The sequence below is a fragment of the Hahella sp. KA22 genome, from assembly GCF_004135205.1.
GTDB lineage: Bacteria > Pseudomonadota > Gammaproteobacteria > Pseudomonadales > Oleiphilaceae > Hahella.
Genome location: NZ_CP035490.1, coordinates 535111 through 551233, shown reverse-complemented (window position 1 = coordinate 551233; position 16123 = coordinate 535111). Strand labels below are relative to the sequence as shown.

10 protein-coding genes are annotated in these 16123 nt (G+C 47.8%); 9 read left to right on the top strand and 1 reads right to left on the bottom strand.

Annotated features, from left to right (window positions below):
* The first annotated feature begins 37 nt into the window (after window positions 1-37).
* From glmS to EUZ85_RS02410, 7 genes are all read left to right on the top strand, one after another.
* Window positions 38-1873, top strand: a complete 1836-nt coding sequence (gene glmS / locus EUZ85_RS02440; protein WP_127974364.1) for a glutamine--fructose-6-phosphate transaminase (isomerizing) — start codon at window positions 38-40, stop codon at window positions 1871-1873.
* Window positions 1874-2014: 141 nt separating this feature from the next.
* Window positions 2015-2842: a TnsA endonuclease C-terminal domain-containing protein gene (locus EUZ85_RS02435; protein WP_127974363.1), complete on the top strand. Its 828-nt coding sequence runs from the start codon at window positions 2015-2017 to the stop codon at window positions 2840-2842.
* On the top strand, window positions 2826-4904 hold the full coding sequence (locus EUZ85_RS02430; protein ID WP_127974362.1) for a Mu transposase C-terminal domain-containing protein: 2079 nt from the start codon (window positions 2826-2828) through the stop codon (window positions 4902-4904). Before EUZ85_RS02435 ends, EUZ85_RS02430 begins: the two co-directional genes overlap by 17 nt.
* Entirely contained in the window at window positions 4904-6562 is a 1659-nt protein-coding gene (locus tag EUZ85_RS02425; RefSeq protein ID WP_127974361.1) for an AAA family ATPase, read from the top strand. Before EUZ85_RS02430 ends, EUZ85_RS02425 begins: the two co-directional genes overlap by 1 nt.
* Window positions 6562-8061 carry a TnsD family Tn7-like transposition protein gene (locus tag EUZ85_RS02420; protein ID WP_164887424.1) on the top strand — a complete coding sequence of 500 codons (1500 nt, stop codon included), beginning with the start codon at window positions 6562-6564 and terminating at the stop codon, window positions 8059-8061. The genes EUZ85_RS02425 and EUZ85_RS02420 overlap by 1 nt, the downstream gene beginning before the upstream one ends.
* Window positions 8058-9647: a Tn7-like element transposition protein TnsE gene (locus EUZ85_RS02415; protein ID WP_127974359.1), complete on the top strand. Its 1590-nt coding sequence runs from the start codon at window positions 8058-8060 to the stop codon at window positions 9645-9647. The genes EUZ85_RS02420 and EUZ85_RS02415 overlap by 4 nt, the downstream gene beginning before the upstream one ends.
* 455 nt (window positions 9648-10102) lie before the next feature.
* Complete coding sequence (locus EUZ85_RS02410; protein ID WP_127974358.1) at window positions 10103-10594, top strand: hypothetical protein; 492 nt, start codon at window positions 10103-10105, stop codon at window positions 10592-10594.
* On the opposite strand, the gene EUZ85_RS02405 is transcribed toward EUZ85_RS02410, so the two are convergent.
* Window positions 10555-11714 (bottom strand): IS3 family transposase gene (locus EUZ85_RS02405; RefSeq protein ID WP_127970478.1). Its coding sequence is split into 2 segments (ribosomal slippage): window positions 10555-11450 and window positions 11450-11714, totalling 1161 coding nucleotides; the frame shifts between segments, so codons are not numbered across the junction. The two genes, EUZ85_RS02410 and EUZ85_RS02405, sit on opposite strands and share 40 nt — an antisense overlap.
* Before the next feature lie 85 nt (window positions 11715-11799).
* Between EUZ85_RS02405 and EUZ85_RS02400 the strand changes: the two genes are divergently transcribed.
* Both EUZ85_RS02400 and EUZ85_RS02395 read left to right on the top strand, forming a co-directional pair.
* Window positions 11800-12513 carry a hypothetical protein gene (locus tag EUZ85_RS02400; protein ID WP_129498706.1) on the top strand — a complete coding sequence of 238 codons (714 nt, stop codon included), beginning with the start codon at window positions 11800-11802 and terminating at the stop codon, window positions 12511-12513.
* Entirely contained in the window at window positions 12510-15962 is a 3453-nt protein-coding gene (locus tag EUZ85_RS02395) for a hypothetical protein (protein WP_127974356.1), read from the top strand. Before EUZ85_RS02400 ends, EUZ85_RS02395 begins: the two co-directional genes overlap by 4 nt.
* Window positions 15963-16123 lie beyond the last annotated feature (161 nt).

Sequence of the window (16123 nt, the reverse complement as noted above, 5' to 3'; positions counted from 1 at the left end):
TTTATTGAGTTAATCCAATCCGAAACAAGGAAAACATATGTGTGGCATAGTTGGGGCGATAGCCCAGCGGGATGTCTCCGCGATTCTGCTAGAAGGCCTGAAACGTCTTGAATACCGCGGATATGATTCCGCAGGCATGGCCGTTGTTGAAGCGGCGAATAAAATCCAGCGTCAGCGTGAAGTGGGCAAAGTCGCCGCGCTGGAAGAAGCTATCACTAAATATCCTCTGCCTGGACGCACGGGTATTGCTCATACCCGTTGGGCGACTCACGGTAAGCCTAGCGTCACCAACGCTCACCCACACATGTCAGGCGAAAATCTCGCTATCGTGCATAACGGCATTATTGAGAACTATGAAGCCCTGCGCCAGGATCTGCGTAACAAAGGCTACGAGTTCACCTCCGAGACGGATACTGAAGTCGTCGCGCATCTGATCGACAGCATGTATCAGGAAACCGGCGATATGATGCAGGCGTTCAGGAAGACCATTGCACAGCTGCACGGCGCTTATGCGTTGGCGGTAGTGCACTCTTCAGAGCCTAATCGTATCCTGGCTGCTCGCGAAGGCAGTCCTTTGGTGGTTGGCGTGGGTATCGGCGAGAATTTCCTGGCTTCCGACGCCTTAGCTCTGTTGCAGGTGACAGACCGCTTTATCTATCTCGAAGAAGGCGATATCACCGAAGTTACTCTGGAAAAGATCACTGTTTGGGATGGTTCCGGCGCGAAAGTGGAACGTCCGGTCGTGCGTTTTGAGCATGGCGGACTGGATAGCGTCGAAAAGGGCGAATATCGCCACTACATGATGAAGGAAATCTACGAGCAGCCTAAAGTGATCAAGGCGACTCTGGAAGGCCGCATCAGCGGCGACCACATTCTTGAGCAGGTTCTGGGCGCGGACGCGGCCAATGTGTTTGACGGCGTTGGCTCAGTGCAGATCGTAGCGTGCGGCACCAGCTACCACTCGGGTCTTGTCGCCAGATACTGGATTGAAGAACTGGTCGGTATCCCCTGCCAGGTCGAAGTAGCCAGCGAATACCGCTATCGCAAGCACGTCGTGCAGTCAGACATGCTGTTTGTCACCATCTCCCAGTCAGGTGAAACCGCCGATACGCTGGCCGCTTTGCGTCAGGCTAAAAAGGCTGGCTTCAAATCCGCATTGGCGATTTGTAACGTTCCTGGCAGCTCCCTGGTGCGTGAATCCGATCTGACCGTAATGACCCAGGCTGGTCCTGAAATTGGCGTTGCGTCCACCAAGGCTTTCACCACGCAGCTGGTTGCTCTGTTAATCCTGACCATCGCGCTGGGAAGACGTCATGGCTTGACCAAAGAGAAAGAAGCAGAATTGGTGGAAGGCCTCAAAGCCCTGCCAGACCTGATTCAGAAAGTGCTGGATCTGGATGACGTCATCAACAAAACCTCCGAAGCTTTCGCAGAGAAGCACCATTCTCTGTTCCTGGGACGCGGCTCCATGTATCCCGTTGCTATGGAAGGCGCTCTGAAGCTGAAGGAGATCTCATACATTCATGCGGAAGCCTACCCAGCAGGTGAGTTGAAACATGGTCCTCTGGCGCTTGTGGACAAGGATATGCCGGTTATCACCGTCGCACCCAACAACGAGCTGCTGGAGAAATTGAAATCCAACCTGCAGGAAGTCCGCGCGCGCGGCGGTGAGCTTTACGTATTCGCGGATGCGGACGTGGCGCTGGAAGAAGAGCCTGGCGTACATGTCATCCCTATCCCAGCTGTACACGACATCCTGGCGCCTATCGTTTACACCGTCCCGTTGCAGTTGCTGTCCTACCACGTCGCCGTACTCAAGGGCACCGACGTAGACCAGCCGCGCAACCTGGCGAAGAGCGTGACGGTGGAGTAACCCTGTAAGGAAGCTCTCTTGAGAGTGTCGGAGAGTAATAAAGTTGTTAACTAAGTAATAAAGTAGTTAACTGAGTAATAAAGTTGTTAACTATGGCCACCTAGGCTAACCTGAAATCTGGTTGGCTCAGGTGGCTTTTCAATGGGTAAAAAACGGTATTGGAACTCCGAAGCGAAGAATGCTCGTTGGATCAAGGAGGGTCGTGGAAAGGGGACAGGCAAGGACTATAAACCTTGGCTTACCGTTAGAGATGTTCCTTCTGAGGGCCGCTCACACCGCTTATTTGGCCATTTAACCCACCGCACACACCACCTCCTTTCTGATTTAGAACTCGCCACTTTTCTGTTGGTTCAGTGGCGTGATCTGACCACTGATATTCGTGAACAATTCCCGTTAGATTTGGCGATAACCCAAAGGCTCTGCAATGAGGCTGGCGTAAGGCACCCCATTCAAAATGGCGTGCCTCAATTTATGAGTAGTGACTTTCTGGTGTCGACGAGTGATAAGAGCAATCCTCAGTTTGTGCTGCAGGTGAAAGCTAGCTCAGCACTGGAAGATCCAAGAACTATTGAGAAGTTAGAGATTGAGCGCCGCTATTGGTGGGAGAAAGAAGTTCCATGGTATCTAGTCACTGAGAAGGATATCCCGAGGGTCGTCTTCACCAATATTGATTGGTTCTACAGCCTCCAGGCTCCGGACTTCAGTTTGGAGGATGAGTCTCGCTTTTTTGAGTTCTACTCAGTCCACCTTAAGCAAAATCCTCGACTCACAATCATTGATCTGTGTAAGCAGTTAGATGCCGCCTATTCTCTTGAGTTAGGTGAAAGTTTGTATCAACTAAGATCCCTTCTGGCCAGGAGGTACTTTCACTTTGACATTACGATTCCATTCAACAAGCTACGGTGTAATGACATGATTTATGAGTCGCTTGATGTCGTTGTGGAGCTTCAGAATGTATCAGGTAAATGAAGTACTAAGTCTCGATGGCGCGCTATACCGAGTTCTCAAAATTGTAGGGAATCATCTGGTGTGGATCTCAGTTGAGGAAAAAGCAGCATTTCCAACAGTCGAAGAGCTGTCTTCAATTGAAAAGCTAGTGCTGGATGAAAAGCTTGTTCGGGCTGAAGATCCTTATGCCTATCTATTGAATGAAATGCCTGAGCCAGGCTCGAAAGCTGCTGAGAAAAGAGACAATCACTTCCAAATAATCAGCCCATTAGTTGGTGCGCCTGATTTTTATGTTCCAGAAGTTAGAGCCAGAGTAATAAAGGAAATTCTGGAGACTAAAGCCGTCTCTAAACCGTACCTTTATCGCATCGTTAGACAGTATTGGCAGCGTGGCCAAATCCCAAACGCCCTCTTACCCGACTATCGTAATTCTGGCGGTAAAGGAAAGCGGCGAATCGCCAAGGAAAAGAAACTAGGCCGGCCAAGGGTGCACGCAGAAGGCACTGGCGCGCTCATTGACGAGTCGATAGAAAAATTGTTCAGGGTCGTCATCGACAAATACATACTAAACGACGAAAAGTTCACGCTGCCGTTCGCACACCGTCGACTCAAGAAGTTATACGACCAATTCTTTCCTGGTACTCCTGAGTCAGAGAAACCGACAAAGTGGCAGTTGAAGCATTTCTACGACCGTGAGTATGGCTTTAGTGAGAGGGCTATTAAAAGGATACCGAGCATTGTCTTTAAAAAGGATGTCAGGCCACTTGTCAGTACGGCAACGATGCAAGCTCTGGGACCAGGCTCTCGCTATGAAATAGACGCTACTATAGCCGACATTATTTTGGTTTCGGACACTGACCGAAATCAGCCTGTAGGCAGGCCAATTCTTTACGTTGTTGTCGATGTATTCACTCGCTTTGTGGTTGGCTGGTATATCGGTTTTGAAAACCCTTCGTATGTAGCAGCAATCCAATCACTTCATCTAGCGATGACAGATAAAAATGAGCTTATCAAGTCATTAGGGATTGAGTGTCAGGATCTGGACTGGCCAACACCTGGTTTACCTGAGGCTATTTTGGCAGATCGGGGGGAACTGCTGGGTCATCAAATTGAAGGGCTAGAAGCAAGCTTCATGGTGAGGATTGAAAATACCCCGCCCTATCGAGGAGATGCGAAGGGGATTGTAGAGAGAAATTTCCGATCACTCCAAGCCGAGTTCAAGCCTTTTGCTCCAGGAGTTGTGACTGGTAACACAGTTAAAAAGCGTGGAGGAAAGAACTACTGGCTGGATGGCGTTCTCACAATTTCAGAGTTTACTGAAATCATGATCTCATCAATTATCATGCATAACTTTGTTGATCCCATGGAGAGATATGATCGCAGCGAAGATATGCCCCCGGAATTGCCAAGTATTCCTGTTCACTTGTGGAATTGGGGCCTCCAAAACCGAACGGGGCGCTTAAGGAAAGCTGATAGTGAAAGCCTCCGGATTGCTCTGCTGCCACGACACCAAGCGACCACATCCGAAAATGGGATTTGCCTATTCGGGCTCTACTATTCTTCCGCTGAAGTGCTCGCTTCAGGATGGATGCATAGATCTGCATTCTCCAACCGGCCAGATAAAGTTACCGTAGCCTACGATCCAGATAGCGCTGATGAAATTTACCTTTTTTTCAAACCCAACAGTCGCGAGTATTGGACATGTAAGCTGACGGATCTTTCCAGGGAATATAGGGGGAGTTCATTGTGGGAAGTATGGCGAAAGCAGGACGCGAAGAAGAAGCATTTATACAAACAGAAATTAGCCGCTGACAAGGCGCGTGCTGAGCATGAGGAACGTGTTGAAAGCATTATTAAGTCGGCAATAAAGGAAACACCGACTCCTACCACAACCAACTCACAACGATTAGCGAGTGTTGGAGCGACGAGAAAGCAGCAGTTGGAGAAGGAACGCAAAAACAGAAAGCCAGCTCAACCCGCAGAAGCAAAATCTGCAGAGATCATTTCCTTGCCAAATGTCAGCGATGATGACGGAGAGTACCCACTCTACGTAGATGAGCTATTTAATGATGGTGATGACTGATGCAATTGCCAAAGCATTACGTCCTGGCAGTTTATAAGGACACCGGTGTTCGCCAGTACCGCGGTAACCCTTTCATTGAGGCGCTACCGCCCATTCTAACAGTCGAGCAGGTCGGCTTGAGTTTGAAAGGAAATGTGCAAATCGAAGCTTCTGACCGTTTGGCTGGCCAGAAGGCCAGAATGCATATGGTAGTTTCGCTCTTGGACGACTACTTCCAACCTCTTTCCCAGCATATTCAGCTAGAGGAACGGATAGCGATGATGATCCGTCGCGGGTACGTCGGGCGGAACCTAAGTGATGGATCACTCAATCGTCGGCTTCAAGAAGGATATGAGTTAATAAAGGCGGGAGGCATTAAGTCGGCGACGTTTTCGAGTGAGAAAACCACGGCGCGAAGCATGTCGCTGATTGGCATTTCAGGTAGTGGTAAAAGCAGCTCCCTGAAGCGTGTACTGGAAACTTACCCCCAAGTGATTTATCACGAGTCTGCAAACTTCATTCAGCTAACCTACTTAAAAGTAGAGTGTCCAAGTGATGGCGACTTGGAAAGTCTTTGTCTGAATTTTTTTAGTGCGGTCGACGCCATCCTGGGTACTGACTATGAGAGAAGATACGCTAAGCAAAGACTCTCGGTTCCGAAAATGCTGGCTTTAATGCGCCAAACCGCAACAAATCGAGCGATTGGTGTTTTGGTTATAGATGAGATCCAACGTCTCAGCCAAGTACGCTCTGGTGGTAAAGAGCAAATGTTGGAGTTTTTCGTAGAGTTGGTAAATCAGGTGGGTGTGCCTGTGGTGCTTGTGGGTACGCCAAAAGCGAGGCCCATATTTGAGTTGGAGCTTCAATCGGGACGACGAAGTGCAGGTATTGGATCAATATATTGGGAGACAATACCGCAAAAAATGAAGACAAAAGAGGGAGTCCAGGACCATCCCAACTGGAAAAATTTCTCAAATAATCTTTGGAAATACCAATGGTTACTCTACGGCAATGAGCCATTGACTGATGAGGTTCGCGATTGCTGGTATGACTTATCTCAGGGGGTCTTGGATATAGTTGTTAAGCTGTTTGTGCTGGCGCAGCTCAGAGCTATCGCCACGAAAAGAGAGCGTATTACGGCCGCGATTCTTAAGTCTGTTTATGAGCAGGAGCTTAAACCCGTCCACCCTATGTTAGCCGCGATCAGGTCCGGGAATCCTGACCTAATTATTAAGTACTCTGACCTTCGAGTAATTGATATTGAAAGACGATTGTTAGAGCTGGGTGAGCTCATTCTTTCCTCGTCTCAGAAGAAAGAGCAGGATGCTTTTGGCGGCAACCAAGAAGCGGCTAGACTTTACAATTTAATGCTGCAGCTGGATGAGCAGTATGATCCTGAGTTACTAATTCCTCTGATCAAACGGTTATTCAAAGAACAACCAGAGCTGAAGACGGTGCATATGCTACCGGTCCTTTCTGAATGGTACAGCGAACAGAAGGCATCACATCCTAAGAAAGAGAAAGCTATTGCCAATAAAATTTCACGGAATGAATGGCGCACATTGGGAGGTGAAGATTTGCGTTATATATTCTCAGAGTCAGAAGGCTCGGGTATGTACGCTGCGATACAGCGACGAGGACTGATCTTTAACTTGGAAGATTGGGCTGTTGGTACATAGTGTTAGGCTTTCCCGTCCCGTATCCCAATGAGTTGCTCTACAGCACTATTGCACGGGCTGGGATTCACGACGGAGAAACTTCCCCTAAACAGCTTCTGAATACCATATTTGGGGGCAGAAACATCATTGCTTCGGTTGGCCTGCCCTCTCACCTTGTCGATATTGCTCTGCAATATCCGGAAGCTTTAGGCTTGAATCCGCACAGACTGATTTCAGACCATACGCTCTGGCCAATCTATGCTCCATTTATACCGAGTCCAAGAAGAGAGATTATTGAGCAATGGATGACGAATGACTCGCATGGCGCCGTTTATTCAGCCTCGGGTGTAGCTGCCTCTCGAGTAAAGCAAAACTTAAATTTGCTCATTTGTCCCGGATGCGTAAGAGAACAAATTGAAGAGTATGGCGAACCGTATTGGGACAGGAGATGGTGCTCGCCACTAACGAAAGTCTGTGTAAAACATGGAGCGCTTTGGTCGACCGATATTCAGTTTAAGGGCGAGCACAGACACGCTTTTATCGGTGTAGCTGACGCTAAAGTTGGTGCAGCCCTAGTTGTTTCGAAAATGGATCAGCGTTTTGGATTGCTCGTAAACAGCTTGTTCCAGCAAAGTCCTCAAACATCACCTTCTTACTATCAATGGTCCCAGTTCTATCGGTGGCTGGCTGTGGATCATGGATTCGGAACCTATAGCCATATTGACCATGAGAAGATCTTTACTAGATATACGTCAGTATGGCGGGCTGAGTGGTTAAGAAATGCGAACTTGTATCCTGGAGAAGGGAAAGGCGACTCGTGGCTCAAAGCAATATTTCGTAAACACCGGAAAACATTCAGTTTTGCAGCGCACGCGACAGTGCTTGATGCAGTAACTGATGGCCAAGTATCGATAGTCGATGCTATTAAAACAGCCCTTTCACTTCCTATTGGCAAGCCAGAATACAGTTCGCATGCTTCGATTTCAGACACCCCTCTGACTAATGATCAGCGCCAATGGCTAGCATTGCTTGATCAGAAAGGGCCAGGAAAGGCGAGACGGTCTGCTTCAGCATTGTATGCTCGTCTTTACCGAAACCAGCACGACTGGTTAATACATGTGAATGTAGAAAGGCATATCCTTCCTACCCTAGCGAAGCACAGAGTGAACTGGCGAGAGCGCGATAGACAGGCAGCAAAGGATCTAAATAGACTGATTTCCAGTCTGGAAGACGACCTGCTGCTTCCTCGCTTAAGTAAATCCTATTTATTGCACCAGTTACCGAATTCAGCCTTGGTTGAGAAAAAGATCCATCTGCTTCCACGGTGTCGGGTTTTATTAAACAGCTACTCGGAAGATGTTACAGAATATCAGGCTAGACGGTTAACGGCTGTAATACTTCGACACCAAAAATGCAATGAATCACTGAAGCGCTGGTTACTGCTTCGAGAAGCAGGCTTAAGTGATGTAAGAATTACAGACATAGTAAATGAGTTCTTGAAGGGAATGACAGAAGAATGAAGTCTGACGCTAAATATAAACACCTGGATGATGATTCGAAAATATATGGAATAGGCTCTTTGTTTCGAGGGAAAGAGCGAAAAAGGTGGTCATTGAATCTGTTCTTTAGCGGAAATAGTCAGAACAGCATTCACTTCGGCGCAGCGCCAATCTTAGCTAGGTATCGAACGCTGAACCCAACGCAGTCATATCCTCGCGCGGGGAAGCAACTTTCCTTTACGGTTATAGATACAGAGACTTGGAGAATGGGGAGAGTAAGTGAATGCCCTGCCTTGGCAAATCGGGCTAAAAGTAGAGATATGGACCAGTTTTGCTTCATTGCCAATGTAGACGGAAAACAAGTCTATATTCCGCAGTTTGAGCTAGCCCGAGTGCTTTTTTACCACGACCCATACATGGCAAGATTAAGCCTGCAGCACAATGCACTAAATGAAGATTTCTACATAGAGGAGTCAGGGGGAAATACAACTATCCATGTACTGTCTGAAGCCGAATACCCTCTTCACCACTACAACCAAGACGATAATCGACGATTTTTAAGCTGGGTTCTGCTGGATAAACAAGCCCGTCGTTCATTTGAAAGTATTTGCTCAAACCTGATACGAGGCTGTTATACGTCCGGCAACTATGAAATGTGGAATTTCACCTTCAACCCACCCCCATTAACAGGGACCCATTTCAAAGTATCTGGGTGGCAGGACTTTGCTTCCAACAGCTTTTTTGTGTGGGAAATTTGGGGGCTGGAAAATTTACCTTCGTCAATATCGGGAGAGGTTGACTTTGTTAATCCAAAGTATGAAAGGAAAGTAGGAGGAAAGCCTACGCGTGGGGAAGGATCGACAGGAGAAGCTGCGGAGCACTTCGAGTTGGACGACGATGAGCTTTCTGATACTGATAAGGCAACATTGCTCCTGATGTCTGACACAGTCACCGTAAGTTTTGATAATGCATTTATTACGAATCGAATTAGTGGAAAGACCAGGGTAGTTAACCATGTCAAAGGGGATGGCGATCAAGAAGTCTGTTCCAAAGATTTAAGCGCAAATGAAAAGGAGGTCACGGGCAGATTACCTAGTGGGAGTTGGAATAATTTAGAAGATCAAACCGATGATGCGCACCTGTATCTGAACAAATTCAATACCTTCTTGGACATGGTTAATATTTTGGAGTCCGTACATGGCTGCAAAATCCTAAGTAATACAACAGTGAAGCTGCCAAGGGTTGGAGATAGCAAAAAGCATTGGCTAACTGACTGTCAAAACCCTCGCTGTTTGTCCATCGTTGAACTGATTTACTCTGACCAAAGAATAACGCTCTTGGAAATAGACACTTCTGATGGTATTACGAGCTTATCAACGATGATGTTAAAGACCCCTAACGCTGCTTGGCTGGCCGAGAATATAGAGCGACTCAAGGTGGGCATTATTAAAAAATCACTGGGATGGCCAACAAAAGTATTCAAAGAATCCCTTACTGAGGCAGGCTACGCAGGTATTCCCCACCCTAAGTCAAAGCATTCAGGAAAGCTCGACCCCAACGAGATAAACCCTTGGGCCCAGCGCTTTGTGAACTGGATGAGTCGTTAAAGGCTAGCCTCTGCCAGTGGCTGCCTGCGAAAGAGCCTAAGTATGCATCTTCGTTGTTGATACGGAATGGCCAAAGGAGGCGGAAGATGGCTTGTTCATCTTTGGAAGAAGGATAGAGGTCGAGCTATTTGTAAAGAACTTAAATTGTTGGTTATCGCTCTAATGCCACGGAATCTTACTTTAACAACCTATAAATATATTTAAATAACAAATAGATAGGTTGTTTTCCCTGCACCCTTGAATTTGGCGATCGCTTTTTAATCATTAATGGTTTACATTTTACATATTAAGCAAAAATTATAGTTTCCTTTACAATTGTAAAAGCTATGTTTGCAAAAAAGCTTCAAGAGATACTGGGAAGTTCAGGAAGGGGCTGGAAGGTCCGGGCTGCCAAGCTGCTAAATATCACAAGGCCTACCCTTGATCGATATTTGCAGTTCGATGCGGAAGGGCGAATGGATCGAATCCCCTCCCGTCATTTGGCGACTGTTGGTATTGAGCTCCAGGACTTGTCAGATACAAGCCCGAGATTCGAAATCAAGAAAACGCCCTATGATATGGTCAATCTCTTTGCTGCGGGTTTATGTAAGCTCCAAGAGCACATTGATCGGTATGGGCATATCCTTTCTCCGTATCCTACCTCCCTTATACAGGGGCTTAACCTGGCCGCTGCACTTAATATTGAAAGAGAAACTTCCTACCCTACACATCTATCAGACCTGATTACGTGCGCCTCTCAGAATATCTTTCAGTGGTGCCCAGAATATGGAGAGGGAGAGCAAGCTGAGAGTTTCTTTGCGGCGCAATTACTGAATGATGGAGAGGTAACTGTTGACTGCATTGCAATGGCAGGGTTGGCAACGCGAGACGCAGAAGAGGAGTTCTATCAAGTGCTCCTTTGTTCTGGTCAAATCCCACCGGACACTTTCTTTAGAGAATTTTCATAATTAACCGGCGACATATCATTGTTCGCCGTATGCAGTCTTTCGAGGTTGTAATATCTCATGTAGGCTGCGACATCCTGCTTCATGTGTTCCCGGGTGGGCTGGGGGATTTTGAATATCCAGTCATGCTTAAGACTCCCAAAAAAGCGTTCAACCACCGCATTGTCCCAACAGGCTCCCACATCGCCCATACTTGCCCTGATTTCATACTTTTCCAGTAGTTTTCGATAATGTCCGCTGGTGTACTGAGAGCCTCGGTCACTATGGAATACCAAGCCCTTGGGCGGCTTCCGCAAATTATAAGCCTTGATCAGCGCCTGGCTGACCAGGCTCGTTGTCATGCGCTTGTCGATGCGCCACCCGACGATCCTTCGGGAATATAAATCCATGACAATGGCCAGATACATCCAGCCTTCCCCTGTTTTCAGATAGGTCACGTCGCCAGCCCAAACCTGATTGGGCGTTGTAGGATTAAAATTCTGATTCAACAAGTTATCCGCCACCGCATGATGGTGTTTGCGCCTTGTAGTGGGTTTGTAAGCAACGCGTTGCGTGACCTGAAGACCAAGCCGCCTCATGAGCTTGCGAACCCGGTAGCGTCCCACCTGAAAGCCTTCTTCGCGTAGCTTCTTCATCATCTCTCGACTGCCCAGACTGCATCGAGAAGCTTTAAACAGTCGCTTCATTCGCCGATGCAGGTGAAGCTCATCAAAATGGATCACCGGCGCGGAGCGCCGACGCCAGGCATAGAATGCTGATCGACTTGCACGCAGAGCCCGGCAAAGCACTTTCACAGGGAAGCGATTCGACTCTGCTTGAATGAAGGCGAACTTTATTTCATTTCTTTCGCGAAGAAGGCCGAAGCCTTTTTTAGAATTTCCTTTTCCATGCGCAGCTCTTTGTTTTCTTTGCGAAGCCGTTTTAACTCGGCGCGCTCGTCTTCAGCCAGAACCTGGTTTTCAAGCTGGGCTTCAATTTTTTCCTTCCACTTGTAGAGCATATTGGCGCTAATGCCGAGGGATTTAGCCGCTTCTGGGACGGAATAACCTTGGTCGCGCACCAAGGAAACGGCCTCTTCTTTAAACTCTTTTGTATACTGTTTATACGACCTTTTCTGACTCATGCTGACACCTTAATCGTTGACGGGTATTGTCTCTTATTAATGTGTCCGGGACTATTAGACCACTACACTTGAAATTTGCCAGGAATTGGATGATAGGGAGGGCCAGAAACTATATACCGAGTGGCGTCGTGCTGTAATTGAAAATCCTGTCGCCAGTTCTCACACCGTTTTCTTGATGAATTATCCCACTCTGCAAACACACCCGGTGGCAACGAAGCAGTTAATCGATTTTTTCTACGAGAACATATCCCCCCTACATGCGGAAAAAGGCAAACTGGCTTTGTGTCCTGTCACCGGTATTCGACTACGCAAACACGGAGCTCACTGGCACAGTGAATTCCGCGACCCTATCGCCGAGAGGACCTTACGCCAGCAAGGCCCAAAGTGGGTCGACCACACACCGAGCACCCTGGAGCTGAAACGCCCTGTTAGAACCTTCTGGGCTTTGCCTGGTTGGCATGAAATCGATTTGTACAAAAGAATAAAAAATCAAGGTTATGCCGTCACACTCTGGCCTAACTATGATGCGGTTGATTTGGTGGTTAAGGATTCTAGCTCCCAAGTACTATTTGCCATTGACGTCAAAGATTATTTATCTCCCACCAGACTCGCCAATATGCTAAAGCGGTTCAAAAACTATCGACAGCATAAAACATTGGTTGTTATTCCTGATTACCTCGAGCAGCGGTTACCTAGCTACCGAACTATCTTCGAAAAAGCGCGTAGAGCGGATCTGAAAACCGTGCCTATGTTGACCACGATAAGCGGATTCTTGAATATGCTGGAAGGCGAATCATGAGAAACGGCAAAGACTTTTATGACCAATATCGTGATCTATCCCTGCTAAGAACAGATAACATCAGCCGTTACGCGCTACGAGACATCGCCATTACAGATCTCTGCTTGCATTTTTTGGCGCAATACGTCCCGACTGAATCACCGCAAACTATTCCTTTTATGTTGCAAGGGCATCTGGAACACTTTATTGGCTCCAGTGCACGGGCTCCGCTCTTTAACCTTCGGCAACTGGCTGGAAACTTTTGTAGTAGATTGGCTTGGCGGAAGGCGTTGGGACTATTTGAGTCAGCAAAGAATAGTGCCGCGTACAAATTGGCGAACGGACAGGTTATTGCTAACGAAAGCGCGCCACAAGCATTGGTTCAACTGTTGCAGATGACTCTCACTTCTGCTGCCGCCTATAGGCTCAGGAACGTTGCCTTTGCCAAACCTGGCCCCGCAAAATTCGAACCACGTACAAGAAAGAATGCTCTCTTTCTAACTGTACCGCAAAAAAGCCTGCCATCAGAAAGTCCAATTACACTGCAAAAACGCGCTATCAATCCACCTATAAAAATTCACTTGGATTCTTTGCGGGAAATCGCTGGCCAGGTTGATGCACGAGAAAGGCAAAGTAGTTTTCCGCAATGGCTGCCTAAGTTGAATCTCCGTGACCGATTTGAGCGCATCGACTTTGAGGGTCTCGACGACAATTTTTATAGCAATAACTCCATCACGTTGGATGGAACTCAGCACGTTGTTGGCATGCTCTCAAGTGGGAAGAGCACATTTCTACAAGCTCTGCTGTTCTTACTGCTAAGTCCAGGCTATGACAAACGCGTAGTAGTACTAACCGCCGACACTGCAGCTGCATCTAACTTGGTGGCGCGGATGCAGGCACACGGATTTACCAAAAGCACAGTCGTGAGTTCCTTCTACAATCGGGATGAGCACTTGAGCATGGCTCATTGGAATGCGCAAGGCTATCCTTCTAATCAGGCCTTGTCGGCAACGGCGGCACTAACACAAAGTTTGGGGATTGCCTGTCCTTTGGAAGGCTTCCAGAGCATAGTGGGCGCTTCAGATGAAGAGACGTTACCACTAAAAATGACGGATAAGCCATGCCATCAGCTACTTCAGTCAAGCTCGTCGACTGAAAAAACTTGTCCATTGATCGGTGGTTGTCCGTCGCATATACAGCAACGCCAACTTTCTCGCGCCGAGGTTATTGCAATGACACCGCAAGCGCTGGTGCATATGACGCCAGACAAAACGTCGCTGCAGGAAGATATGTCCTTTCCCGAACTGTTCCAATACATCGCAGATGTTGTCCTAATCGATGAAGCAGACAGCGTTCAGAAGATTTTTGACTCTGAATGCACACAGGAGAAAGATCTGCTGTCTACCAATGAAAGCGCCTTCACCTTGGCCAATGTGCGCGCTGTCACGAAATCTATCAGCGACAATACGGGCTTTCAATATTCCTCACCAGTCAACGTCCGATGGCATCGTGAGCTGAATCGACTACAGGACAGCATATCGGCGATCTACCACCTGCTGTTACAAAGGAGGGAGGAGCTCCAGTGGCTGACAGAGAAACAAACCTTTACCTCAGCCAGCATTCTGGTGGACCTTTTTAGGAGCCGATCGTCTAACGCTGATGATCCTAAACAAACTGAAGTGGCGCTCGAGCAGATCGCGATATTGTCAGGCATGCTGTATTCCAGCCTAATGCCTGAAGATGACAATGAATCGCAGACAGAGGGCAGCAGTGTACTAGCCTCTGAGTTTTCCAAAGCGTTTGAATTTCTCCACTCGGCACAAAGAACCATTATTGACGATATCACTCTTTTTGAACCAGAAATCGTCATAAGAAGGCTTGAAAACGCCATTGCGACAGGCGATCTCAGCTTATTCTCCGTTCCCCCGTCTTTAGACTCAGAACCGAACCACAAAAAGCTAAGATTTGAACTGCTCGCGCCTGTTCATAGCAGAGATCGAGCCTTTGCAGTTGCTTTGGCGCTTCTTACGAATGTTTGCTTGTCAAGCTTCGCCTTTTTGGTGAGGAATCATGCTGCGGTGGAAGATGACTTTGAACTTGTGGGCCATGATGCTTTCCGAGAGGCGCGCCGTATTCTTCGGCATTATGGCACCTTGATCCCACGGCCACTCTATGGAACAGTTTTTGGCTTGATGTTCGAACCTGCGTCGCAGTCTCGACAAGGTGGAACATTGAAGCTTATCAATCACCTGGGAGTAGGTCGATATCTCTTAACTCATTTCGACAAACTATTAAAGCATGAAGGACAAGCAGGTCCTCACACACTACTGTTATCCGGTACCAGCTGGGCGGGAGGGATTAGTGAGAATGCCTCGCCAACTTACGATGTGCAATGGCCTGTAAGTGCAATATTAAAGCAGCCGCATACAGAAGTAATTGCGCTTCAGCACAGTCGATACGAGTTTATTTCTCTTGGGTCAGAGCCCATTCCAGTGTCAGGGCAAAGACCAGATCAGCGTCGAGCCAATTTGCGGAAAATAGCTCAGTTGCTCGGGCAGTCCACACACACTGGTAATAGAATTTCTCATAAGTGGCACCAATTGGAGGAACTCTGGCAAGACGAAGCTGATCGCACTCCTCAACGGCATCGTGCACTGCTTGTCACTAACAATTATGAAGACGCGAAGTTGGTCGCCAATGAGCTAGCCCGCGTCTGTAGTCCCGCACACCCCATCTACTGTCTCGTCAGTGACAGGTTGGCCAGAATGGGAGGGATAGAAAGGGATGCATCATACTCTGGAAACGGTTTTCATCCCAAAGTTATCTTACTTCCTCGGTCACGCGTGGAGGACTTTGGTAGCTCTTTAGCGGGGTCAGTTTTAGTTGCACCTTTAGGACCGATATCAAGAGGGCATAACATAGTTACCCCTGATGGTTTTGCTGCTATCAGCACTATTTATTTCCTGCATCGCCCTCATCCACGTCCAGACGACTATTCTAGTGTGACGGGAATGCTGAATCGGCTATCAATGAATGTTATCCATGGAGATACTGCACCCCAGAAAGAGTTCGAGAGTTTGGAGAGTGCTAGCAAATGGTTTCGTCGACAAGCGCGCCAGTCTCTTGATGATGGGTTCGCCCTTCGCTCAGCCTACCGGCTAATGTCGAACAAAGCGCGAGAGCAATATTCATGGGAGCTGTTGACGTCTCTCTGGCAAACCATTGGTCGAGGGATACGAGGAGGCGTGCCTGTTTATGTGGGGTTTGTTGATGAACGATTTGCCCCGGGGGTCTATAAAAGCCCATCAGAAGTAGATACTGAGTATTCAAGCTGCCTGAAGCAGTGTGAGACAACGCTCATGAAAGCTTTAACAGAAGGGACGGAGCAAGGTATAGCCGACACGTTATATCGACCCTTTTTTGACGCGCTCCAAGGTCTTTTCTCTCGGGTAAGGACTCAAAATCTGTGAACATAGCAGGGATTTACTCAAATTGTGATGATCGTACTCATCCGAAAGTAAGGCCCAACGGTGTATCCTCGTTTGCCCAACCTCCCTCTACCCCGGTTTGTCATGGATATAAAAACTGATTACGCGAATGGAATTGCCGATGATATGGCTGGTGGCAGTTG